We start from the raw sequence: 22,428 nt of genomic DNA on the forward strand, positions 1-22,428 counted from the left end.
CTAGGCCATTTGGACGATGTGCCTGTGACTGACCAGTCCGATGATCGGGGCCAGGTTCCAGCGACCTCGCCGCTGAGTTCGCCAGAGCACCCACGACTATAAAAAGAAGAGGACTGGCCGCATGCAATTCGCCCTGCAACTGCCTCGTGTGACGAGGTCTCGACCATGCGCTCGATAATCGGTTATCTGGTGTGCCTGATCGTCGCGGCCACCATCGGCTTTACCTTCGCCCCCCGCAAAACCCTGGACGTCGCCGCCGAGCCACTGCGCCCGGATCGCCTGCAAATCAACGGCATGCTCTACCTCGACCAGCGCGTGGTGGCGGTGGGGGAGCGCGGGACGATTTTGCTCAGCGATGATCAGGGCGTGTCCTGGCAGCCGGCGACGGTCCAGCCGCAGCGCGACCTGACCCTCACAGCAGTGGTGGCGTTGGCGGATGACAGCTTATTGGCCGTTGGCCATGACGGCTGGATTCTGCGCTCCGCCGACCGGGGCGCTCAGTGGCAGGAGGTGCGTCACGACAGCGAGCTGGGCGAACCGCTGCTGGGGATCTGGAGCGCAGGCGGCAAGCACGTGTTGGCCTTTGGCAGCTTCGGCAAGTTCTATCAGTCCGACGATGATGGCCGCACCTGGCAAACCGCCGCCTTGAGCGTGGACAGCGCTCACCTCAACGGCATGGACGGCGGGCCGGACGGCCGGCGCATGCTGGTGGGCGAACAAGGGTTGGTGATGCGCACCGACGACGCGGGCCAGCACTGGGAAACCCTGCCGCCGTTCTACAACGGTTCTCTGTTTGGCGTGGTGCGCTTGAACCCGCAGCGCTGGGTGGCCTACGGCATGCGTGGCCATGTTTTTGTGACGCAGGATTTCGGTCATTCCTGGCACCAGGTGGCAGTGGGCAACAGCTTGCCGCTGTACGGCCATGCGCTGTTGCCCAATGGTGAGGGTGTGCTGATCGTCGGCGCAGGCAGTTCCATGGTGCGCCTGGATGGCCAGGGCCAACTGGTCAGTGCCACGCGCCTGTCGGGGCTGGGGACATTGACCTCGGCCGTGCTGGTGGGGGCCAACCGCCTGTTGGTGGGCGGTGAACGCGGAGTATTCCAGGGCACGGACAGCAGCGTTGCTGCGCGAGCTCAATGAGAGGCGCTAAATGAACGTTGCTAAATCCACTGTCACGCGCATGGTCGAGCGCACCGCCGACCTGTTGATCCACTGGCGCAAGGCGCTGCTGGCGCTGTTTGTATTGCTGACGCTGGCACTGGGCTACAGCGCCACGCACACCCGTCTCGACCCGGGCTTTAACAAGCAGATCCCGGTGCGCAACGAGTACATGGTCAACTTCCTCAATTTCAGCCAGTACTTCACCGGCGCCAACCGCTTTTTGGTCAGCGTGCGCTGGAAGGGCGAGGGCGATATTTACAACCGCGCCTTTCTCGAAACCCTGAATAAAGTCACGGATGACGTGTTCTTCATCAATGGCGTCAGCCGCGCCAGTGTCACGTCACTGTTCACGGCCAACGTGCGTTACATCGAAATCACCGAAGACGGTTTTTTCGGGGATGTTGTGGTGCCCCCTCGCTTTACCGGCTCGGACGACGACCTGAGTCAAGTGCGCAGTAATGTGGCGCGTTCCGGGCAAATCGGCAGGCTGGTGGCCAATGACCTGAAGTCGTCGATGGTACGGGCCGACTTGCAGGACCTCGACCCCACGACTGGCCAGTCGGTGTCGTATGCCGAGGTCGCGCAGCGCCTTGAGGACATTCGCAGCAAATACAGCAACGACGAGATTGAAATCAATATTGTCGGTTTCGCCAAGCTGGTGGGCGATGTGGTCGAGGGCCTGAACACGGTTATCGGCTTCTTCGTGATTGCCTTCGTTATCACCGGGCTGTTGCTGTGGTTGTATTCGCGCTCGTGGCGCCTGACGCTGGTGGCGCTGGTGGTGGCCTTGCTGCCGGTGGTCTGGCTGTTGGGCCTGTTGCCCCTGCTGGGTCTGGGCATCGACCCGATGTCGATTCTGGTGCCGTTCCTGATTTTCTCCATCGGCGTGTCCCATGCGGTGCAGATGACCAACGCCTGGAAACAGGACGTACTGGCTGGCAGCTCCTCGGTTCAGGCGGCGCACAGTGCGTTTTGCAAGATTTTCATCCCCGGCTCGCTGGCATTGCTGATGAATGCCTTGGGCTTCGGCGTGATCATGCTGATCGACATTCCCATCGTGCATGAGCTGGGGGTGACAGCCTGTATTGGGGTGATGCTGATGATCATCACCAACAAACTGATGCTGCCCATCATCCTGTCGTACCTGACCCTAGAGCGCAGTGCCCTGCGTCAAGGCTTGCAGGCCCGCGGCAGGCATGCCTTGTGGTGGCGCCTTTCAGCACTGGCCGAGCCGCGCCCGGCGATGGCCGTGTTTGCGGTGAGCTTGATGCTGCTCGGCATCGGCGCCTATAAAGCACGGGATCTGGCGGTCGGCGATATTGGCCTTGGCGCGCCGGAACTGCGGGCGGATTCGCGCTACAACCAGGACAATCAGAAGATCATCAACAGTTACTCCATCGGTCTGGACGTGATGTCGGTGTTCGTGCAGGTCAAGGGCATTGAAGAAGGTTGCCTGGCACCTGAGGTGATGCGCGCTGTCGAGTCGTTTGACTTCCAGATACGCAGCGTGCCCGGTGTGCAGTCGGTGCAGAGCGTGGCCGGCATGAGTAAAAACGTGATTGCCGGCAACAACGAAGGCAACCCGCGCTGGTCAGCGATCCCCGGTTCTGAACGCGGTCTGAGCCAAGGCGCGCGCGCTTACATGCCGGACGACGGTCTGGTGACTGAAGGCTGCCAGCGCATGCAGATCCTGGTGTTTCTGACCGACCACGAAGGCGCCACGGTAAGCCACGTGGTCGACGAAACCAAGCGCATCATCGCCAGCGTGCAGGGCCCACACGTCGAGTTCCTGCTGGCGGGGGGCAATGTCGGGGTCATGGCGGCCTCCAACGATGCGGTCAAGCAGGCCGAAGTGGTGATGCTGGCGGCCCTGTTTGGCTCGGTGGCGCTGTTTTGCTGGCTGACGTTCGGCTCGTTTCGCGCAGTGCTGTGCATTCTGGTGCCGCTGGCGATTGTCGCTATTCTGTGTAATGCGCTGATGGCCACGCTGGGCATCGGCCTGAAAGTCGCAACGTTGCCGGTGATGGCATTGGGGGTCGGGGTCGGGGTGGATTACGGCATTTACCTGTATGAGCGCATCCAGCATGAAATGGCCGATGGCAAGGACCTGCGCACCGCTTTTTATGAAGCCATGTGCCAGCGAGGTACTGCGGCGGTATTTACCGCGCTGACCATGTCCATCGGGGTCTGCACCTGGGCGTTTGCCCCGTTGAAATTCCAGGCCGACATGGGCGTGCTGCTGTCGTTCATGTTCCTGGTCAACGTGCTGGGCGCGATCTTTCTGCTGCCGGCGCTGGCGGCCTGGTTCAATCTCGGACGGCCGCTGGTCAAGGTCAAAAACGCTGCCAAAGAGCGCGCGTGCGGGCATTACCCGCTTAAACCCAGCGTCGCTGCCAAGGACATCACAAACCGGTAAAACACAGGGCTGCCCGGGATTGCGATCCGTTCAGGATTAACGCCACACTGGGCCCGCTTTGCACGGCGTAACGGATTAACTGACAGGCGCTGCGGCGTCGGTCGGCTGGCAACAATAACAATAAAAAAGGGCAGGTCTTGAACTGCGCCCATTGCGAGGAAACGTCCATGGATACAGTGACCTTGAACCATCAGACCCTGGCCAGCCTGGGACTTGAATTGACTGATTACGATCACATGGTCGGCAGCTTTTATGACGGCGCGCTGGACCCGAAAATCATGGGTCGCACCTTGTGTGCCGTCAGGACGATGTTCAAGGCCAACTACGCGACGCTGATTTTACGGGTGCCGGACCAGCCCGACCTCGGCCTGATGATCGTGGCGGGGGACATTGAGGGCGAGGGCGAGCTGACCTACCAGACCTACCCGCAAACCAATACCCCGTTTACCGGGCAGGCGCTGGATCAGGTGTTCACGGTCGAAGACATCATGAGCGAGGCCGACTGGGTCGCCTCAGCGTATTTCAAGGCCTACTGCGGGCCGCAGGACGTGTACCACGTGATGGGCGCCGATATTTCCACGCCCGATGGCGGCAAACTGCGCTTTCGCATTACCCGACCCAAAACCTCACCGGCGTTTTCAGCGTCTGAACGGGCACTGTGCAGCATGTTTCTACCGCATTTACGCCGCGCGCTGCACATGCACAACCTGTTGGACCGCAGTGAGTCCATCAGCGAACTGTATTCCCAGGCCATCAGTCGCCTGTCGGTGGCCACCATCGTGCTCGATGAGACGGGCAAAGTTTTGCGCCTGAACCCGGTTGCCGAAGAAATCCTCAGCAGCGCCGACGGCCTGAAGTTGGTGGGCGGGCGTCTGGAAGCGACGTACCCCAGTGACAACCGCGAGCTGCAGCGACTGGTCAAACACGCCTTCAGCGCCGAAGTGCGCGACGGTGGCGTGACGGCGGACGCCATGTCCGTCACCCGGCCATCGGGTCAGGTCAGCCTCGGGGTGGTCGTGGAAGCGATTCCGTCGCTGGAGTGGGCCGAGGGTAAAAGCAAGCCCGCTGCCGTGGTGTACATCCGCGACGCAGTGGGCAAGTCGCTGGCCAGCGAAGTGGTGACCAAGCAGCTGTTCAACCTGACCAAGGCCGAAACCGCCCTGGCGATGGAGCTGGCCAATGGCTTGTCGCTGGAAGAAGCCGCGGAAAACCTCAATATTCGGCGCAACACGGCCCGGGCGCACTTGCGCTCGATCTTCTCCAAAACCGGCGTGCGGCGTCAGACCGAACTGGTGAGGATTTTGCTGAACAGCGTGGTCGCGTTGGGAAAGCCCAAGTGCGCCTTGCGAACGCTTGACAAAGTGGTGGTCCCGGCTCCGCAACTGGCACGTTCTATACGACAGACCGCCTGACGCTTTTTAAGCCAATAGACGCAGAGGTTGAAACCGCCGTCTGTTGATCGTCCATCGGGCCACCAAGGGCCTGTACTTATCGAGGAAGATTTTATGCCAGTGACAGCTGTCAGCGGCTCCGCGTCCGGGATCGGGGCTGCCGTGTGTGAGGCATTGCGTGCAGCGGGGCATCGCATCATCGGGATCGACCGCGCACAGGCTGACGTGATTGCCGATTTGTCCAGCAAAGCCGGCAGGGAACAGGCGGTAGCGCAGGTCCTGGAACAGTGCGGCGGGGTGCTGGACGGGCTGGTGTGTTGCGCCGGCCTGGGGGTCACTGCGTCATCCAGCAGCCTGGTGTTGGCGGTGAATTACTTTGGCGTCAGCGAATTGCTGGAGGGACTGGCCGATGCATTGTCCAAAGGTGCTCACCCGGCCGCGCTGGTGATCGGCTCAGTGGCCTCGACCCATGCTGGCGCTGATCAACAACCCATGGTCACGGCCATGCTTGCTGGGGATGAAGCCCAAGCGCTGGAGCTGGCCAACACCTTGGCGCAGCCCCACATTGCCTATGCCAGCTCCAAATATGCTGTCACCTGCGATGCGCGCCGCAAAGCCGTGCGATGGGCCGCACAGGGCATACGCTTGAATGTGATTGCTCCGGGCGCCGTGGAAACACCGCTGCATCAAGCCGCCAAAGACGACGCCCGGTTTGGCAAAGCCGTGCGCGAGTTTGTAGCGCCGTTGGGGCGTGCCGGAGAACCGGCTGAAATCGCCCAAGCGGTGGCCTTTTTACAATCGCCGCAGGCCAGTTTCATCACCGGCAGTGTGCTATTTGTCGACGGCGGGATGGACGCCATGGCGCGTCCCCAACGATTTTGAGCCCAAGGAATTCCCATGAATAAAGTGGCATTTGTGACCGGTGCCAGCCGTGGTATTGGCCGTGAGACCGCACTGGCGTTTGCCCGTGCCGGGTTTGACCTGGCCATCAGTGCTCGCAGCGTGGAGGAAGGCCAAAGCCATCGCCACGGCTTATCCAACCCCGACGGCACGCCGCTGCCCGGCAGTTTGAATGGCACGGCCCAGGCGATTCGCGCACTGGGCCGCAAGGCGTTGGTGGTGCCCATGGACTTGCTCGACAGCGGGTCGGTGCTGGCAGCCAGCACGGCGGTACTGGCTGAATACGGCCGGGTCGATGTGCTGGTCAATAACGCCATTTACCAGGGCAGCGACCTGAATGCACCGTTTATGGAACTGGCCCCTGACACCCTTGAACGCGTGTTTCAAGGGTATGTCATGACGCCGTTCCTGCTCACCCGCGCCGTGGTCAGCGCCATGCTGGAACAGGGCGGCGGGGTGGTGATCAACGTGACGTCCGGTGCGGGCGAATCCGATCCACCGGTGGCAGCCGGTAAAGGTGGCTGGGGGTATGCCTATGGCGCGGGCAAGGCTGCGGTTTCCAGGCTCTCGGGGATTTTATCGGTGGAGTTGGGTGAGCAGGGTATTCGCGCTTTTACGCTCAATCCGGGGGTGGTCACCACCGACGCTTTGCGCGCCACCATTGGCGACAAAGGCGTAATCGCCCTGCGTGCGGGGTCTGCACCGCCCGAGGTGCCAGCGGCCGTAATGCTCTGGCTGGCCACTGATGCAGCAGCGGTGGACCATCAACGCAAGACCATTCATTGCCAGCCTTTTGCGCGCGAGCACGGGATTGTGCAGTGGTAGACGCTTATCGGCTTCCCTCCACCCCTCTTTCAAAGGTGAGGTGTGGAGGGGGCGCTCCAGGGGCTGTACGTCCTGCTTTCAATGCCGCCTGACCGAGGGTAGGTACATTTCCCACGGCGCCTAGTCCATCTGAACGATGAACCCGCCCGTACCCTGGTTGAAGATCATCGGGCACGTCTCGAGGCCGTTAACCGGAGGAATAATAAAAATGACCAAACTCGCAGAAATCCACGTCGAAAATGCATTGTCGCCGCGCTTCGGCCGGGGCTGGCATTGTTTGGGCGAAGCGGATGAGTACCGTGATGGCAAGCTGCATACCTTGAATGTTTTTGGCTCCCGGCTATTGGCCTTTGCAACTTCGACCGGCGAGATCAGCGTACTTGACGCGCATTGCCCGCACATGGGCGCAGATTTGTCCAAGGGCACGATTGAGAACGACCGTGTTGTGTGCCCGTTCCACCACTGGCAATACGACGCCAGCGGCAAGTGTGTCGAAATCCCTTATTGCAAACGCATCCCGCCCAAAGCCAAAACCCGCGCCTGGCAAACCTGTGAAGTCAACAAGTTGCTGTTCGTGTGGAATAACCCCGAAGGCAAACCGCCCGCCGAAGACGTGGTCATTCCGTACTTGCCCGAAATGGACAGTGACGAGTGGCTGCACAGTTGGCACATGGACAAACTGATCATCAACACCCAACCGCGCGAGCTGGTCGACAACTTGGTGGATGCGCAGCATTTCGGTCCGGTCCATGGCACCCCGACCAAGTACTTTCACAACGTCTTTCAGGGCCACATCGCCCAGCAAATTTTCCACGGCGATTCCGAGCGCCTGGGCGGCGACCTGGTGGCCGAATCGGCCTACTACGGCCCGGCCACGCACTTCACCCGCATGAGTGCCATGTTCGACGGTCAAGAGATCAAGTCCATCCTGCTCAACTGCCACGTACCGATCGGCCCCAACAGTTTCGAATTGCGCTTCGGTTGCATGGTGAAAAAAGTGCCGGGCTGGAGTGATGCGCAAAACGAAGCACTGGCCATCGATTACGTGCAGCGCAACCGCGACTCGTTCTATCAGGACGTGGACATCTGGACCCACAAGATTCGCGTCAACAACCCGGTGCTGGCCGAAGGCGACGGCCCGGTGTACCAGTTGCGCGAGTGGTATCAGCAGTTCTTCACCGATGAGGCCAGCGTCCCCGCCAGCATGGCCGAGTGCCGCGAGTACACCACGGTGGATAATCGCTGAACAACACTGGCTTTTTGATCCACGCTGCTTAAGATGGCCGACAGCTCATCACCATCAGGCTTGGATCAGGGCCAATGTTGAACAAAGACACCATCTCCATTCACTTGGTGCGCGAAGCGCTGTTGCAAAGCTGTGCTTCGCCGCAAACCATGCAGGACGTGTTGCACGCGGTGGGGGTGGATCCCGCGCTGCTGGAGGACGCCGAAGGTCGCGTGCCTGCCCATACCTATGCGCGTATGTGGCGCTTGCTGGCTCACCGTCTGGATGATGAGTTTTTTGGCATGGACCCGCGCAAGCTGCGCTCCGGGAGCCTGGCGTTCATGTGCCGTGCGGCCATGGCACAGCCCACGCTGGTGCAGGGGCTGGAAGTGGTGCTGGGCTTTTTGTCGCTGATGCTGGAACGCCTGCCCGCCACATTGGTGCGTCGCCAGAGCCTGGCGGAAATCGTCTTGCAGGAGCCTGCTGAAGATCCGGCGCGGGCCTTCACCTACTTTACATACTGGATGATGGTGCACGGGGTGGCGTGCTGGCTGGTCGGTCGGCGTATTCCGATCCTGGCCATCGAGCTGCGTTGTGCGCAGCCTGCCCATGGCGATGATTACGCGGTGATGTTTTCCGAGAATTTGCGTTTCGGGCGCCCGCGTACGCGGATGATTTTCGCGGCCGATTGCCTGGATGCGCCGATCAAGCGCAATGAAGATGAATTACAGCGGTTTCTGGCGCAGGCACCGGCCAATATTTTGGTCAAGTACCGTGACCCGCAAAGCCTGGCCAGTCAGATCAAGCAGGATTTGCGGCAGTTGCCCGCTGCACAGTGGCCCGAGACCGAAGGCCTGGCGCACACGCTGTGCATGTCAGCCTCAACGTTACGCCGACGTCTGGCCGAAGAAGGGCAGACGTATCAGGGGCTCAAGGACGGGGTGCGCAAGGAGCTGGCCATTGGTTGGCTGGCCGAGCCTGAATTGAGTTTTGCCGACATCGCATCCAACCTGGGGTTTGCCGACACCAGCTCGTTCTACAAAGCGTTTCGCAAGTGGTCAGGGACCAATCCGGGGCATTACCGCACCCTGATTCTGGGCGTCAATTGAACAGGCCTGCCACGGTGGCCGCGGCAGGCCTGTGCAGCACGATCAGGTAGCGGTCGAGCCGAGACCGGCAGTGGTTCGGGTTCGTCCTTCCAGCCGGCGTTTCAACCCGCGTGGTTCGATGATCAGTCTTGAACCGCTGGCCGCATTGGCCCGCGCCCACTCCTCAAGCAGTTCGAGGCAGGCATGGTCGATGTAGCTGAGGTTGGTCAAGGGCACGTGCAGGGTTGAACCGGCAGGCACCTGCGCAAGGATGCGGGTCAACGCCGGGACTTTGAGAAAAGTCGCCGCACCTGTCAGCCGCAGTTCCAGCTCATGGGCGGCCGCGAGCGGAGTGAGGCTGATTTTCAGGCGCGCCGCTTTCCAGGCCAGTTTGGCCAGTGTCAGGGCAAAGCCCACCAGCACCCCTGTCAGCAAGTCGGTGAAGATGATCGCCAGCGCGGTCGCGGCATAGGTAAACATCGGCATGCGTCCATACCGGGCAAGGCCGCGAAAGGCCTTAAAGTCCACCAGCTTGATCCCGGTGTAAACCAGTACACCCGCGAGGCTCGCCACCGGAATCTGTTGCAGCATGCTGGACAGCAACAACACGAACGCCAGTAGCCATGCACCGTGCAATATCGCTGACAGCCGCGTGGTGGCACCGGCCTGAACGTTGGCCGAACTGCGCACGATCACCCCGGTCATCGGTAATGCCCCGAGCAGGCCACAGAGCATATTGCCAACACCCTGAGCGCTGAGCTCTTTGTCAAAATCCGAGCGCTGGCCGTTGTGCATGCGGTCCACCGCCGCTGCTGATAACAAGGTCTCGGCACTGGCGATGAAGGCGACGGTGAACGCGGCCAGCAACAGGGCCGGGTCGGCCAGATTCAGCAGATCGGCAGGGCGCAGCCAGTCGATGGCATCGGCCAGGTTGTCGGGAACGTCGACCCGTTTGACCGACAGGTCCAGCAGCAGGCTGAGCCCGGTGGTCAGGCCGACACCCAGCAAGGCACCGGGGACGAACCGCAAGCGCTGCGGTCGGCACTTGTCCCACAAGGCCATCACCCCGATGGTGCCCAGGCCCAATGCCCCTGCTTGCCAGCCGAGCCCGCCGCCCAGCGTCGGAAGGGCAGCCAGCAGCGCGTGCGGGAAGCCCGTGAGGTTAGCCAGCCCTGAAGGCTGCGGCGTGCCGTCGAGCATCACATGCAGTTGGGACAACACGATCAGCACGCCGATCCCGGCCAGCATGCCGTACACCACGGCCGGGGCCGTGACGCGAAACCAGCAGCCCAGACGCAAGCGCCCGGCCAGCAATTGCAGCAGGCCCGCCAGTAGCAGGATCGGCCCCAACATGGCCATGCCGTGTTGGCGCACGATTTCAAATACCAGCACCGCCAGCCCGGCGGCCGGGCCGCTGACCTGTAACGGCGAGCCAGCCAGCCAGCCCACCACCAACCCGCCGATGATGCCCGTGATCAACCCCTTGGCGGGTGGCATGCCGGAGGCGATGGCAATGCCCATGCACAAAGGCAGGGCGACCAGAAACACCACCACTGAGGCCATCAGTTCGCGGGGCACGATTGTTTTTAAGTGTTCAGCACGCATGGAAACGCTCCCAAAGCAGGTTCAAGACGCCACGGGGCCTGGCTGCAGGCAGCCACGGCATGGCAACGTCAATGTCAGTTAAAAGCGCGCTTTGGGCGTCGCAGAAGGGATGTTGTGCACGTCGTTCAAGGGCCTGAAAGCCGCTAGTTCGGCGTCGTAGGCGTTGATTTCGCTGGTTTCGATGTTGTAGATCCAGCCATGGATAAATAATTGGCCATTTGCCAGGCGGGAAGCCACGGACGGGTGCGTGCGCAGGTGGTGCAACTGGGCGATCACGTTTTCTTCAGTCAGGCGCTGCATGCTGTCGGTTTCACTGGCGCAGGTGCAGTTCTCCTGAACCATGGTTCTGGCCACTTCGGCATGACGTAGCCAGGCTTTGACGGTGGGCATGGCTGCAAGGCTGTCGGGGTTGAGTACACCGCGCATGGCCCCGCAGTCGGAATGCCCGCACACGATGATGTGCTGAACACCCAGCACCAGATTGGCGTATTCAATGGCCGTGGACACACCGCCGTTCATTTGCCCATAGGGCGGGACGACATTGCCGACGTTGCGCGTGACAAACAAATCGCCGGGAGCGCTTTGAGTGATGAGTTCGGGGACGATGCGCGAATCGGCACAGGCAATGAACATGGCGCGGGGACGTTGGGCGGTGGCGAGCTTTTTGAACAGGTCTTTCTGTTGCGGAAAGACGTCGTGATGAAAATGTAAAAAACCTTCGACGATGTGCTGCAGCGCTGCTTGGGGGGTGGCAGGGGCTGCAGCCAGCGACTGATTATCCTTGGTACTCATCATTCATCCTCTTTTGGTGTAACAGAGAAATTTCTGAAATTTTCAGAAATAAGTCGTGAGCGACTTGAGTGAAAAAGTACCGTTCAAAGCTTAACTGAAACTGAATTAACCGCTCTGGAACAAGGGTTTCGTGATGGCAATGAGCAAGTATTGGAAGGGGGCAAGCAGGCTCATGGGCGTGCAGTCGCCCATGAGTTCAAAAGGGATAAAGCCGGATTTAGAGCAACCACATGCCCACTAATCCACTGATGATGCCCACCAGCATGGTCAGGACAGCCACTGTCACCAGCACCCGGGTGTCGAAATCCTTGCGCAGCATCAACAGTGACGGCAGGCTCACGCTTGGCAGGGTCATCAGCAAGGCCACAGCAGGCGCGGTGCCCATGCCCAGTGCCATCATGGTTTGCACAATCGGTATTTCAGCGGCGGTGGGGATCACGAACAGCGTACCGACAATCGCCAGGGGCACGAGCCATAGCAGGCTGTCGCTCATGGCGCCATCGACGTGCGGGAACAGCCATACGCGGGCGGCGCCCAGCAGCAACACCGCCAGCAGATACACCGGGATGGTATTCCAGAACAATTGCCATAACGTGCGCCCCCAGCGCACGAAGAATTGCGGTTCATCGCCCTGACGGGTGGCCTCGGAAACAGCGTCCAGCGCCGCGTCAGGAATGCTCTGCGGGCGTGAAATGCGTTGGGCAATCATTGAGACGCCAATTACCAGCACCAACCCGGCCACCAGGCGTAACGCGCTGAACCCCCAGCCCAGCACAAACCCCATGAACACCAGCGTCGCCGGGTTCAGTACCGGGTTGGCAATCCAGAAGGCGAGGGCGGCGCCCACCGACACGTTTTGCCGGCGCATGCCAGCCGCGACCGGGGCTGCGCAACAGGTGCACATCATCCCCGGCAGGGCGAACAGCCCGCCGCGCAGGGTCGAGCCCAGACCGGCCTTGCCGAAAAGGCGCAGCAACCAGTCGCGCGGGATCAGTACTTGAATCAGCGAGCCGAGAATCACAGCCAAAACGGCGGCTTTCCAGATCGCCAGAAAATACACCTGGGCGTAAGCCAGCGCTGCAGCGATGGGTTCACCCTGGTTGTCGTTGAGGATCGAGGCGCCAATGCTGTGGTTGTCTGCCGCCACAAAGGCTTTGAGGTAGTAAGGCGACCACTTGACGTAATACAGGCCAATGCCTGCAATCAGCAGAAACAGCAGGGGCTTGCACCAGAATGACCAGCCCCGTGAAGGTTTGACTGAAGAGACGCTGGACATAAACAGTTACCGGACATGAGGAAATTGCGGCGCATCATACGCCAATCCGGAGGTTGAATTGTCAGTGAGGTCTGTCAGACCGCGCCCGTAGAGCGCGATCTGCGGCGTTTGATTACAGGGTTCTGATTGAGTTACTGATCGACCGTGCGCACTGAATGATGGCGGCGCCCATTTTTTGCTCGGCGTCTTCCATGCTCCAGCGACTGCTGGGTGCTACCACATGCACGGCCGCCACAGGCAGGCCGTTGCTGCCGAAGATGGGCGCGGCCAGGGTCATGTCCCCCAGGAACATTTCTTCCTTGTTGATGGCGTAACCCTTGCTGCGGGCTGCTTGAATGCGTTCGAAAATGGCGTCCGGGTCCGTCAGCGTGTGCTGCGTGAACGGGCGGATATCGCTTGCTTGCAGGACGGCGTGCACGACGTCGTCACTCAGTCCGCTCAGGTAGGCCCGACCGCCGCCACTGAGGTACATGGGGATACGGCTGCCAATCGGCATATGAATCGGAATGAACTTGGGGGCCACAAAACGCGCGACATACACCATGGACACGCCGTCAGGCTCGGTCAGGTTGACGGTTTCGCCAGTGAGTTGATTAAGTTCAGCCAAGTAGGGATTTGCAACGTCAACCAGTGTGTCTGCGGCTAAATAGTTGTAGCCGATTTCCATAACTTTGGGCGTTAACTGGAAGCGACGGCTTTGCGGGTGCTTGCGGATATAGCCCAGCTCCTCGAGCGTGTGCACCATTCGCTGGGCAGAGCTTTTGCTAATGCCTGCTACCTGAGCAATATCGGCCAGGTTCATGGTTCTCCGGGCTGCGCCAAAGCCGCGCAATACCGCGAGACCCTTCTCCAACGACTGATTGAAAAGGGGGTTAATGTGTTCACTCATGACGCTTCCTTGGCGTTTGTGTACGTTATAAATATCGATATCCGATACTTATAAATCTCTTTACGATTTAGGTAAATTGTTTATAGTCGAAGCCGGCTTTTAACACCAGAGGGTGCGGAGGCTGTTTCAAGGCGCCATCAGGATAATAAAAGCGACCACAGGGAGATTCGCAATGCAGAAAAAATTTCAAGCGCTCACACTCGTGTGTGCGATCGCCGCCGGCATGATGGGATCTGCCAGCGCACTGGCTACACCGACCTACAAAGTAGGGGCCACCGCCACAGGCATTCCGTTTACCTTCGTTGACATCAAGAGCGGAGATACCCGCGGAATGATGGTTGATGCGATTGAGGCCATCGGCAAGGCGGGTGGTTTCCAGACCGATATTCAACAAAGCGTCTTTTCTGCCCTGATTCCTTCACTGACGTCCAACAAGATCGACCTGATCTCGGCCGCGATGCTCAAAACCCCTGAGCGCGAAAAGGTTGTGCAGTACTCCGACCCGATTTACAGCTACGGTGAAGGGCTGATCCTTCAGGAAAAAGACCCTAAAACCTACACCAGCATGGCTGACCTGAAAGGGGAAATCGTCGGTGCCCAAGTAGGCTCGGTCTTTATTGACGCCTTGAACAAGCATGGCGGTTTCAAGGAAGTGCGCAGCTACGACTCTGTAGCCGACATGATGCGCGACTTGCGACTGGGCCGTATCAAGGCTGCATTCGGCGACCGTCCCATCGTTGCTTACCAGATGGCAACCAACCCCAAGCAGACCAGGGGGTTGAAACTCTCGCAAACCTATCAACCGGTGGTGGTGGGTGATGTATGCATCGTGATGCGCCAGAACGACCCCGAAAAGCTTGCGCAGGTGAATAAGGGCATCGCCGCGATCAAGGCTGATGGTTCGCTGGACCGCATCATTGAGCAGTGGAAACTGAACTGATGATTCCTCGGCCCCCTTACCGTAGCGGGCTGTTTCATGTGTTGTTTCGCAGGTAACTTATGTTTCTCCAGGACGCGTTGGACTTCCTCCCGCTGTTGTTGAAAGGGGCGGTTGTTACTGTGCAAGTCACTGCGGGATCGTTCGTGCTGAGTTCGCTGATCGGTCTTGTATTCGCTTTGATGATGGTTTCCAAAATCCGCGCGGTGGCGTTGTTCGCCATTGGCGTGGTTAACGTGATTCGCGGTCTGCCCATCATCGTTCAGCTGTTTTACATCTACTTCGTCTTGCCCGACTTTGGCATCCAGCTCAGCGCCATGCAGGCAGGGGTGATTGGTCTGGGTATCGCGTACTCGGCCTATCAGGCTGAAAACTTCCGGGCTGGCATTCAGGCCATTGACCACGGGCAGATCGAAGCCGCCGAATCCATCGGCATGCGCGGCATGATGATCATGCGCCGGGTGGTGTTGCCCCAGGCGTTCCGCATTGCCTTGCCACCCTACGGCAATACGCTGGTGATGATGCTCAAGGACTCTTCATTGGTGTCCACCATCACCGTGGCCGAGATGACTCGTCAGGGTCAGTTGATCGCCTCTTCCACGTTCGAAAACATGACGGTTTACACCTTGGTGGCCCTGCTTTACCTGTCCATGAGCTTGCCCTTGTCCTTCGGTTTGCGCCGCCTGGAAGCACGCTTTGCGACGCGGAGAACGTCATGATCGAACTCAAGGGTGTGTACAAGAATTTCGGCAGCGTGCCGGTGCTTGAAGGTGTCGATTTGCAGGTCGGGCAGGGCGAAGTGGTGTGCCTGATCGGCCCTTCAGGGTCGGGCAAGTCGACGTTGCTGCGTTGCATCAACGGCCTGGAAAGCTACAGCCGGGGCGAGATTCTGGTCAGCGGCCAACGGGTGGATCGCAACGACAAAAGCATCCATCAGTTGCGCACACGCGTGGCCATGGTGTTTCAACGTTTCAATCTGTTCCCGCACCGCACGGCGCTCGAAAACGTGATGGAAGGGCCGATTTACGTCCTCAGGCAAAAACCGCAAGCGGCGCGCAAACAGGCCACAGCCCTGCTGGAAAAAGTAGGTTTGGCGCACCGCATGGACGCCTACCCGGATGCCTTGTCCGGTGGTCAGCAGCAGCGCGTGGCGATTGCCCGCGCGCTGGCCATGAACCCGCAAGCCATTTTGTTCGATGAACCCACCTCGGCCCTCGACCCGGAACTGGTCGGTGAAGTACTCACGGTCATGCGACGTCTGGCCGATGAGGGCATGACCATGATCGTGGTGACCCATGAGATGGGATTCGCCCGGGATGTGGCGGACAAAGTGTGTTTCTTGCACAGCGGACAAATTGTCGAAGCCGGGCCTGCAAAAACGGTGCTCAGTGCCCCGCAACATCCACGAACCCAGGATTTTCTGCGACGTCTGCTGAACCAGACGGACGAGGTTAGCTCATGAAGTCTGCTTCCAGCTGCCAGTTGCCGCCCTCGTTGTGGTCTGCCACGGCCCGGCCCGGCGCAATGACGCCGCCCCTCAGTGAAAACAAGCGGGTGGATGTGGCCATTGTGGGGGCCGGTTACACCGGGTTGGTCACAGCATTACGCCTGGCCGAGTCCGGTATCAGCGTTTGCGTGCTGGACGCTGGCGAACCCGGATGGGGCGCATCGGGGCGCAACGGCGGACAAGTGATTCCGGGCCTCAAGTACGACCCTGACCAGTTGATCCAGCGGTATGGCGAGGAGCGGGGTGAACGCATCATTGAAGCCTGTGGTGGCGCGGCCGATGAAGTGTTTTCGTTGATCCGCGAGTACAGCATTGCCTGTGAAGCCAGCCGTAAAGGCTGGATCCAGCCCGCTGTCTCTGCCGTGTCCATGAAAGCGCTGGAACACCGGGCCCGGCAATGGCAGCAGCGTGGGATTGCGGCCGAGGTGCTGGACCGTGACGCGGTGTGTCAACGCCTGGGCACGCAAAATTACCTGGGTGGCTGGGTCGACCCGCGTGCGGGCAGTTTGCATCCGTTGAACTATGCCCGGGGGTTGGCCAAGTCAGCGTTGGGCCGTGGCGTCACGATTCATAGCCAAAGCCGGGTGACGGATTTGCGTCGCGTCGGGCCACAGTGGCAATTGACCACTGCGCAAGGCAACACGGTCAGCGCCGACCGCGTGGTGCTCGCTACCAACGGGTACACCGACAACCTGTGGCCGGGGTTGCGCCAGACTGTGCTGGCGGCCAATAGCTTCATCATTGCCACGCGTCCGCTGCCCCCTGAATTGCGCAAGACCATTTTGCCGGGTGGGGAAGTGTGTTCGGATGCGCGACGGTTGTTGCTGTACTTCAAGATGGATGCCCAAGGCCGCTTGTTACTGGGCGGGCGAGGACCGTTCGCGGAGCCGACCCGGGCCGGGGACTGGACGCATCTGGAGCGTTCGATGGTGATGCTGTTTCCGCAGTTGGCCGGGGTGGCCGTCGAGTACCGCTGGAGCGGGCGCATCGCACTGAATCAAAGTGTGTTGCCGCAATTGCATGAGCCTCAGCCGGGCCTGTCGATACTGATGGGCTATAACGGTCGCGGGATAGCCATGTCGACCGTACTGGGCAAGCACCTGGCTGCCCGAGTGGCGGGAACTGAAAGTGACTTCCCGTTCCCGGTCACACCGATTCGCAGCATTCCGTTCCACAGCCTGCAACGCTTGTACGTCGCGGCTGGGATCACCTACTACCGCATGCTTGATGCCTTGAACTGACAACCGTAGCGGCAAGCAGTTGCTTGCCGTTGCCGGCCGATCAATCGTCGGTTTTGATGGTCGCCACGTCGTCAGCCTTGATCTTGATGTGCTTGCCGGCAATGTCCACGAACTCGTAGAAACCATCATTGGTTTTGGTTTTTGGCATGTCCTTGGTCAGGTATTGCGTGCCGTTTTGCAGGGTCACGACGCTGGGTGAGGCGCACCCGGCCAGCCCCAGCATTGCCGCCATCACCAAAGGTAAAGCGATCACATTGATCTTCATGCAAGCTCCTTGAGCATTCGAACGTAAGGGTTAAACGCACCGGCCGTCATGTAAAAGCCAGTGCCGGAAAATAACTGCTGCCTCTGACAACGTTTTATGCCGAGAGTGCGCCAGGTAGTCAGCATTGCCACTGATAAATTCATAAGGGCCGACGCGACGCAGATCTCCGCTGTCGATTTTGCCCCTGACCATGAAGTCCCAACCTAGCCCGACCCCCATGCCTTGCAGGATTGCCTGATAGGCCAGTGTCACTTGGTTGAACAGCGGGCTGTCAGGCGCGGGGGTGTGCTCAAGGTCGAAATGCCCAAACCAGTCGCGCCAGTCCATGCAATTCCATCCGGATGAATCCAGCTCGATCAGGGGCAGCGTTTGCAAGTCTGCAGGTGAGCCAATGTCTGCCACAGGGATGGCGGCGCTGACCACCGGGTACACGCATTCGGCAAATAATCGATGGGCATCCAGTGATGACCATTTGCCATTACCGTACAGGATCGAGAAATCGTAATCTGCTGTACTCGACTCGTCCAGACCATTGTTGGCGTGGATGTTGACAGTGATTCCCGGGTGAGCGGTGTTAAAGGCCAGCAGGCGTGGAAATAACCAGAATTGCGCCACGGCGTGGGTGCACTGCACCGTCACAGCATTGGGTGCATGCTCCACCTTGATCCGGTTGACACTGTGTTGCAGTCGCTCAAGCATCGCGCTGACTTCGGCAAACAGCCCGGCCCCCGCGCGGGTCAGGCTGATACCCCGGGCTTGGCGCTCGAACAGAGAAAGGCTGAGGGCATCTTCAAGGACGCGAATCTGTTTGCTGACGGCGCTTTGGGTCAGGCACAGCTCGGTTGCGGCGCGGGTGAAGCTGCCATTACGGGCAACCGCCTCGAAGGTGATCAGCGTATCGAGCGGCGGCAGGTGTTTGAGGTAGCGGCTCACGGGGGGTCCTGTGGGGGCGGGTTCTCAGGCAAAGGGGAAGGGTATCTCAACCCATTCCTGTGGGGAATGCATGGATGCCAACTGTTCTTTAGTTACTGATGCGTGAAATGCCTATGCTTGCAGACTCATCAATGGTTCGAGCATACGTAATGAAGCGCGGGATAGTCTACGCCGGCATGGCAGGTGCTGTTTGGGGGCTGGTGTTTTTGGTGCCGGCGTTATTACCGGAGTTCAGTCCGCTGCTCCTCAGTTGCGCCCGTTTCATCCTGTACGGCGCGGTGTCTGCGCTGCTGATACTGCCCGACGCCAAGCGCTTGCTCCCTCAACTGACCCGGCGTGACGTCGTGACACTGGTGAAGCTCGCCCTGCTGGGCAACCTGATTTATTACATGTTGCTGGCCGCCTCCATCCAGTGGGTGGGGATCGCTGTGGCGTCACTGATCATTGGCGTATTGCCTTTGACCATCAGCTGGCTGGGCCGCAGTGATGCGGGCGCCGTGCCGCTGACTCGCCTGATCTGGCCGCTGCTGCTGGTGCTGGCCGGGATGTTGTGCATCAACCTTGAAGCATTGTCTGGCGCCAATGGCGGGCAACCGATGGCGGAAAAAGTACTGGGCATTGCCTGTGCCATTGGCGCGCTGGCGTGCTGGACGGGATTTGCCACGGCCAACGCGCGATACCTTAAACACAGTCAGTTCACCAGCAGCGAATGGTCGAGCTTGTGGGGCGTGACCACGGGCGTGCTGGGTCTATTGATCTGGGGTGCGGCCAGTGCGCTGTCGCTGGATGCCGTGCACATAGACGTCAGTGATGCCCGTTGGCAAGGGTTCTGGGCGATCAATCTGGCGTGTGCGGTCGTCGGTTCATGGTTCGGCAACCGGATGTGGAATGCGGCTTCCCGACGGCTGCCGCTGACCTTGAGCGGCCAGTTGATCGTGTTTGAAACACTGTTCGCGCTGTTTTATGGCTTTGTCTTTTTGCAGCGCTGGCCCACGGCGCTGGAAACCCTGGCTGTGCTCTTGCTGTTGAGTGGCGTCAGTTGGGCCGTACGCCGCCATGCGCCAGGCCGTGCAGCACTGGCCTGATCAACTCGGGCAAGCTTCGGCGCCGTTGTTCAGCCCTTGTTTGTCGACGCGGCTGAGCAGGGTGGCCTTGCCGTTGTGCCAAGTCAGGGTCAGCACGTACAGCGAATCGAAATCGCTGTCGGCCCAGTCCTCAGTCAGCGAGGTTTTTTTCCCGGTGGCTTTGCCGGCGACCGTGTTGATCAGCTCCGGCAGGTAACCGTGGGACCAGGCGGTGTAGACAGTCGAGTTGTGGTATTTGTCGTCTGTCAGCTCGTTGGCCAATTGCCGCGTATCGTTGGCCGAAAACTCAAGGTTGATGGGCAAGCCCAGTTTGATAGCGCTGGGGTTGATGGTCATCATCGGCCGTACATAGCTGTAGGCGTCATCCTCGGCACCTTCTTCAACTTGACGCGAGGGGTTGGCGGCGAACACGTAATCCGCCTTGCCATACTTTTGCGGCAGCACGGTGGCCAGATTGATGGCGCGGTTCAGGCCCTGGCATGTGAGTTGGCCCAGACCGTCAGCCGGCTTCTCGGCGTGGCGCATGAACACCAGCGTCTGGACCCCGTCGGCCGGTTGGGCAAAGGCGTCTTCGACATGCGAGGAAAGGCTGACAGTGCCTGCGATCAGCAGCAGCGGGACAGCGGCTAAGGCAACGCGTTTTTTTTTCCAATTGATCGGGAGCATAAGGTCTTCTGTATCAATCCTGGCGGGGGCCTCCCTGTCGTAAAAACACCGCAGTGCCCGTCATCCTTGAACAAAGTGTTCATTAGACGCGCATTTGGAAATTGGTTCGCTCTCACTTTAGTTGCAGACGTTTCTGGATGCTTCTTGGGAATAAACATACGAGTGCTGGCAAGGCAGTGTTCAATTGGCCATCATTGAGCGGCCTTCATCCTTAAGAGGTTGTGCCGATGTTACCTGCTCCGCTGAGACGCCCGATCAACCCTGTGCACCTGCGCGTGCGTGCCTGGCGAGGGCGTGTCGGGCTGGGGCTGGTGGCAAGCCTTTCGGTGCTGGCAGGCATGACCGATGCCATCGGGTTTCTGGCCACGGGCGATTTTGTGTCGTTCATGAGCGGTAACACCACGCGGCTGGCGGTGGCGATCAGTCAGGGGGATATGAGCCTGGTGGTACGCCTGTTTTTTGCGGTGCTGGCCTTTATCGCCGGCAACACGCTGGGGATTTTGCTCGGGCGTTGGGGCGGGCGCCGTGCGTTACCCTTAATGCTGGTTATCGCCGGGCTGTTGTGTGCGGCCGGGCTGGTGCCTTTTGCCTCGCAGGTCCCGGCCTTGCTGGCCGCCATTTTGGCAATGGGCATGCTCAACGCCGCTGTGGAGCAGGTCAACGGGTTGCCGGTGGGGCTGACCTACGTGACCGGGGCGCTGTCGCGTTTCGGCCGCGGCTTGGGGCGCTGGCTTTTGGGCGAGCGTAAAAGTGGCTGGCGCGTGCAACTGGTGCCTTGGAGCGGCATGTTGCTGGGTGCGGTGTTGGGTGCCTGGCTGGAGGCTCGGTTCGGGGTTAAGGCGATGCTATTCAGTGCGGGATTTGCCTGCGTGCTCGGCGCAATCTCTCTGCGCATCCCGCGCCGCTGGCAGCGCGATTACATGCCGCGCTAAGCCCGCCGTTTGTCTGCAGCCGCGCTGAGGGTAGACTGGCGCGACGCACGGGCATGCCCCAATCAATAAGCAGGAGTTGTTGTGTCCCAGTCTGTCGATGACCATTCGCCCCTCGAGTCATTCTCAATCGAAAGCCCGGCCCCTCTGTACGCACGGGTCAAACAGGCCATCGTGCAGAAAATCCGTTCCGGTGCCTGGCTGCCCAATTCGAAACTGCCCTCCGAAAGCGAGCTGCTCAACCAGTTGGGCGTGAGCCGCATGACCATCAACCGTGCCTTGCGCGAGCTGACCATCGAAGGCCTGCTGGTGCGCATGCAAGGTGTGGGAACCTTTGTGGCGGTGCCCAAGGGCACAGCGGCGTTGTTTGAGATTCACAATATCGCGCAGGAAATTGCCGATCGCGGCCATGTGCACCGCAGCGACGTGATCGTGCTTGAAGAGGTCCCGCCCAGGGCCAGCCCCACCTTGCCCTTCGCGCTGGACGGCATTGAGCGCCTGTTTCATTCGGTGATCGTGCATTACGAAAACGGTGTGCCGGTGCAAATCGAAGAGCGTTTCGTCAATGCGCACATTGCGCCTCTTTATTTGCAGCAAGACTTCACCCGCACCACCGCCTATGCCTACTTGATGGACCTTGCGCCCTTGACCGGGGGCGAGCATGTGGTGGAAGCCATTCATGCCACCTCGGCGGAGTGCCGGTTACTGGGCATCAAACGTAACGAAGCCTGCCTGATGATTCGCCGCCGCACGTGGTCGTCTCAAGGGGTCGTGGGCTGTGCACGGCTGGTGTATCCCGGCTCTCGCTACCGGTTGCAAGGGCAGTGCGGCCACTGAGGTCCTGCGTGTGCGGGTAATCCTGTGTTACCCGCGTTACTTTTGGTGCAATCTCGTTACCTTTTTGCCGATCTATGCACCAAGTTGCGGCAACTTTTTGTTGGTTTTAAGCGTGCCCATTTATCTCGCCAAAAATCTCAATAAACCTATCTCATTGATTTAAATATATTTATCTCATCGTCGCGCACGCTAGTCAGTGTCGCCTGCGTCATGTTGGCCCTTCGCTTGCATTCACTTGTACATACAGGTTGGTATAAGTGTGAACTCCGCACCTTCCGCCTTAGGTCATTGATGTCATTTGATGAAGGATTGCTGCATGACAACTGCTCTGAACCGTCACCGCGAAGGTGAAATCCGCGCCGCCCGTGGCACCCGTCTTACGGCCAAAAGCTGGATGACCGAAGCCCCGTTGCGGATGTTGATGAACAACCTTGACCCGCAAGTGGCCGAGAACCCGACC

At 59.8% G+C, this 22,428-nt stretch carries 22 protein-coding genes; 15 read left to right on the forward strand and 7 right to left on the reverse strand.

Annotated features, from left to right (window positions below; all coding sequences use genetic code 11):
• Positions 1-165 precede the first annotated feature (165 nt).
• The 7 genes from HBN68_RS18560 (at position 166) to HBN68_RS18590 (ending at position 9,027) form a co-directional block, all read left to right on the forward strand.
• The gene (locus tag HBN68_RS18560) at positions 166-1,140 is read left to right on the forward strand and encodes a YCF48-related protein (RefSeq protein ID WP_169965600.1); all 975 of its coding nucleotides are present in this window, start codon (positions 166-168) and stop codon (positions 1,138-1,140) included.
• A gap of 10 nt (positions 1,141-1,150) precedes the next feature.
• A complete protein-coding gene (locus tag HBN68_RS18565) occupies positions 1,151-3,577 on the forward strand; it encodes an MMPL family transporter (RefSeq protein WP_169965598.1) in 2,427 nt (808 codons plus the stop codon).
• Positions 3,578-3,744: 167 nt separating this feature from the next.
• Positions 3,745-4,989 (forward strand): helix-turn-helix transcriptional regulator, encoded by a 1,245-nt coding sequence (locus HBN68_RS18570; RefSeq protein WP_169965596.1) that lies wholly within the window; start codon positions 3,745-3,747, stop codon positions 4,987-4,989.
• Positions 4,990-5,082: 93 nt separating this feature from the next.
• A complete protein-coding gene (locus HBN68_RS18575; RefSeq protein WP_169965594.1) occupies positions 5,083-5,850 on the forward strand; it encodes an SDR family oxidoreductase in 768 nt (255 codons plus the stop codon).
• 15 nt (positions 5,851-5,865) lie between these two features.
• A complete protein-coding gene (locus tag HBN68_RS18580; protein ID WP_094993391.1) occupies positions 5,866-6,693 on the forward strand; it encodes an SDR family oxidoreductase in 828 nt (275 codons plus the stop codon).
• Positions 6,694-6,901: 208 nt separating this feature from the next.
• Positions 6,902-7,939 (forward strand): Rieske 2Fe-2S domain-containing protein, encoded by a 1,038-nt coding sequence (locus HBN68_RS18585; RefSeq protein ID WP_094993392.1) that lies wholly within the window; start codon positions 6,902-6,904, stop codon positions 7,937-7,939.
• A 74-nt stretch (positions 7,940-8,013) separates the two neighbouring features.
• Positions 8,014-9,027, forward strand: a complete 1,014-nt coding sequence (locus HBN68_RS18590; protein ID WP_094993393.1) for an AraC family transcriptional regulator — start codon at positions 8,014-8,016, stop codon at positions 9,025-9,027.
• 42 nt (positions 9,028-9,069) lie between these two features.
• Here the strand turns inward: HBN68_RS18590 and HBN68_RS18595 are convergent, their stop codons facing one another.
• From HBN68_RS18595 to HBN68_RS18610, 4 genes are all read right to left on the reverse strand, one after another.
• Complete coding sequence (locus tag HBN68_RS18595) at positions 9,070-10,611, reverse strand: SulP family inorganic anion transporter (protein WP_094993394.1); 1,542 nt, start codon at positions 10,609-10,611, stop codon at positions 9,070-9,072.
• A 78-nt stretch (positions 10,612-10,689) separates the two neighbouring features.
• Positions 10,690-11,403 (reverse strand): carbonic anhydrase, encoded by a 714-nt coding sequence (locus tag HBN68_RS18600; RefSeq protein ID WP_094993407.1) that lies wholly within the window; start codon positions 11,401-11,403, stop codon positions 10,690-10,692.
• Positions 11,404-11,620: 217 nt separating this feature from the next.
• Positions 11,621-12,679, reverse strand: coding sequence for a permease (locus tag HBN68_RS18605; RefSeq protein WP_094993395.1), 1,059 nt, complete (start codon positions 12,677-12,679; stop codon positions 11,621-11,623).
• Positions 12,680-12,791: 112 nt separating this feature from the next.
• Positions 12,792-13,568: an IclR family transcriptional regulator gene (locus tag HBN68_RS18610; RefSeq protein WP_094993396.1), complete on the reverse strand. Its 777-nt coding sequence runs from the start codon at positions 13,566-13,568 to the stop codon at positions 12,792-12,794.
• 172 nt (positions 13,569-13,740) lie between these two features.
• On the opposite strand from HBN68_RS18610, the gene HBN68_RS18615 reads away from it, so the two are divergent.
• Genes HBN68_RS18615 through HBN68_RS18630 form a run of 4 tightly spaced genes read left to right on the forward strand, consistent with a single transcriptional unit; the run spans position 13,741 to position 17,253 of the window.
• Positions 13,741-14,508 (forward strand): ABC transporter substrate-binding protein, encoded by a 768-nt coding sequence (locus tag HBN68_RS18615; protein WP_169965592.1) that lies wholly within the window; start codon positions 13,741-13,743, stop codon positions 14,506-14,508.
• A 59-nt stretch (positions 14,509-14,567) separates the two neighbouring features.
• Positions 14,568-15,224: an amino acid ABC transporter permease gene (locus HBN68_RS18620; protein ID WP_047274771.1), complete on the forward strand. Its 657-nt coding sequence runs from the start codon at positions 14,568-14,570 to the stop codon at positions 15,222-15,224.
• Complete coding sequence (locus HBN68_RS18625) at positions 15,221-15,967, forward strand: amino acid ABC transporter ATP-binding protein (RefSeq protein ID WP_169965590.1); 747 nt, start codon at positions 15,221-15,223, stop codon at positions 15,965-15,967. The genes HBN68_RS18620 and HBN68_RS18625 overlap by 4 nt, the downstream gene beginning before the upstream one ends.
• Complete coding sequence (locus tag HBN68_RS18630) at positions 15,964-17,253, forward strand: FAD-dependent oxidoreductase (RefSeq protein WP_169965588.1); 1,290 nt, start codon at positions 15,964-15,966, stop codon at positions 17,251-17,253. Before HBN68_RS18625 ends, HBN68_RS18630 begins: the two co-directional genes overlap by 4 nt.
• A 40-nt stretch (positions 17,254-17,293) precedes the next feature.
• Here HBN68_RS18630 and HBN68_RS18635 read toward each other — a convergent pair whose 3' ends face one another.
• A complete protein-coding gene (locus HBN68_RS18635; protein ID WP_169965586.1) occupies positions 17,294-17,518 on the reverse strand; it encodes a YgdI/YgdR family lipoprotein in 225 nt (74 codons plus the stop codon).
• A gap of 30 nt (positions 17,519-17,548) precedes the next feature.
• Positions 17,549-18,451, reverse strand: coding sequence for a LysR substrate-binding domain-containing protein (locus HBN68_RS18640; RefSeq protein WP_094993401.1), 903 nt, complete (start codon positions 18,449-18,451; stop codon positions 17,549-17,551).
• A 149-nt stretch (positions 18,452-18,600) separates the two neighbouring features.
• Between HBN68_RS18640 and HBN68_RS18645 the strand changes: the two genes are divergently transcribed.
• Positions 18,601-19,536 carry a DMT family transporter gene (locus HBN68_RS18645; RefSeq protein ID WP_169965584.1) on the forward strand — a complete coding sequence of 312 codons (936 nt, stop codon included), beginning with the start codon at positions 18,601-18,603 and terminating at the stop codon, positions 19,534-19,536.
• Here HBN68_RS18645 and HBN68_RS18650 read toward each other — a convergent pair whose 3' ends face one another.
• The gene (locus tag HBN68_RS18650) at positions 19,537-20,202 is read right to left on the reverse strand and encodes a histidine phosphatase family protein (protein WP_094993402.1); all 666 of its coding nucleotides are present in this window, start codon (positions 20,200-20,202) and stop codon (positions 19,537-19,539) included.
• 227 nt (positions 20,203-20,429) lie between these two features.
• Here HBN68_RS18650 and HBN68_RS18655 point away from each other — a divergent pair, with 227 nt between their 5' ends.
• The 3 genes from HBN68_RS18655 to HBN68_RS18665 all read left to right on the forward strand — a co-directional run.
• Positions 20,430-21,134 (forward strand): YoaK family protein, encoded by a 705-nt coding sequence (locus HBN68_RS18655; protein ID WP_169965582.1) that lies wholly within the window; start codon positions 20,430-20,432, stop codon positions 21,132-21,134.
• Between the two features lie 81 nt (positions 21,135-21,215).
• Positions 21,216-21,968 (forward strand): histidine utilization repressor, encoded by a 753-nt coding sequence (gene hutC, locus HBN68_RS18660; RefSeq protein ID WP_094993403.1) that lies wholly within the window; start codon positions 21,216-21,218, stop codon positions 21,966-21,968.
• A 316-nt stretch (positions 21,969-22,284) separates the two neighbouring features.
• Positions 22,285-22,428: hypothetical protein (locus HBN68_RS18665; protein WP_169965580.1), on the forward strand; the 144-nt coding region annotated here is incomplete at its 3' end.

The sequence above is a fragment of the Pseudomonas sp. WS 5078 genome (assembly GCF_012985745.1).
Classification (GTDB): Bacteria; Pseudomonadota; Gammaproteobacteria; order Pseudomonadales; family Pseudomonadaceae; genus Aquipseudomonas; species Aquipseudomonas lundensis_A.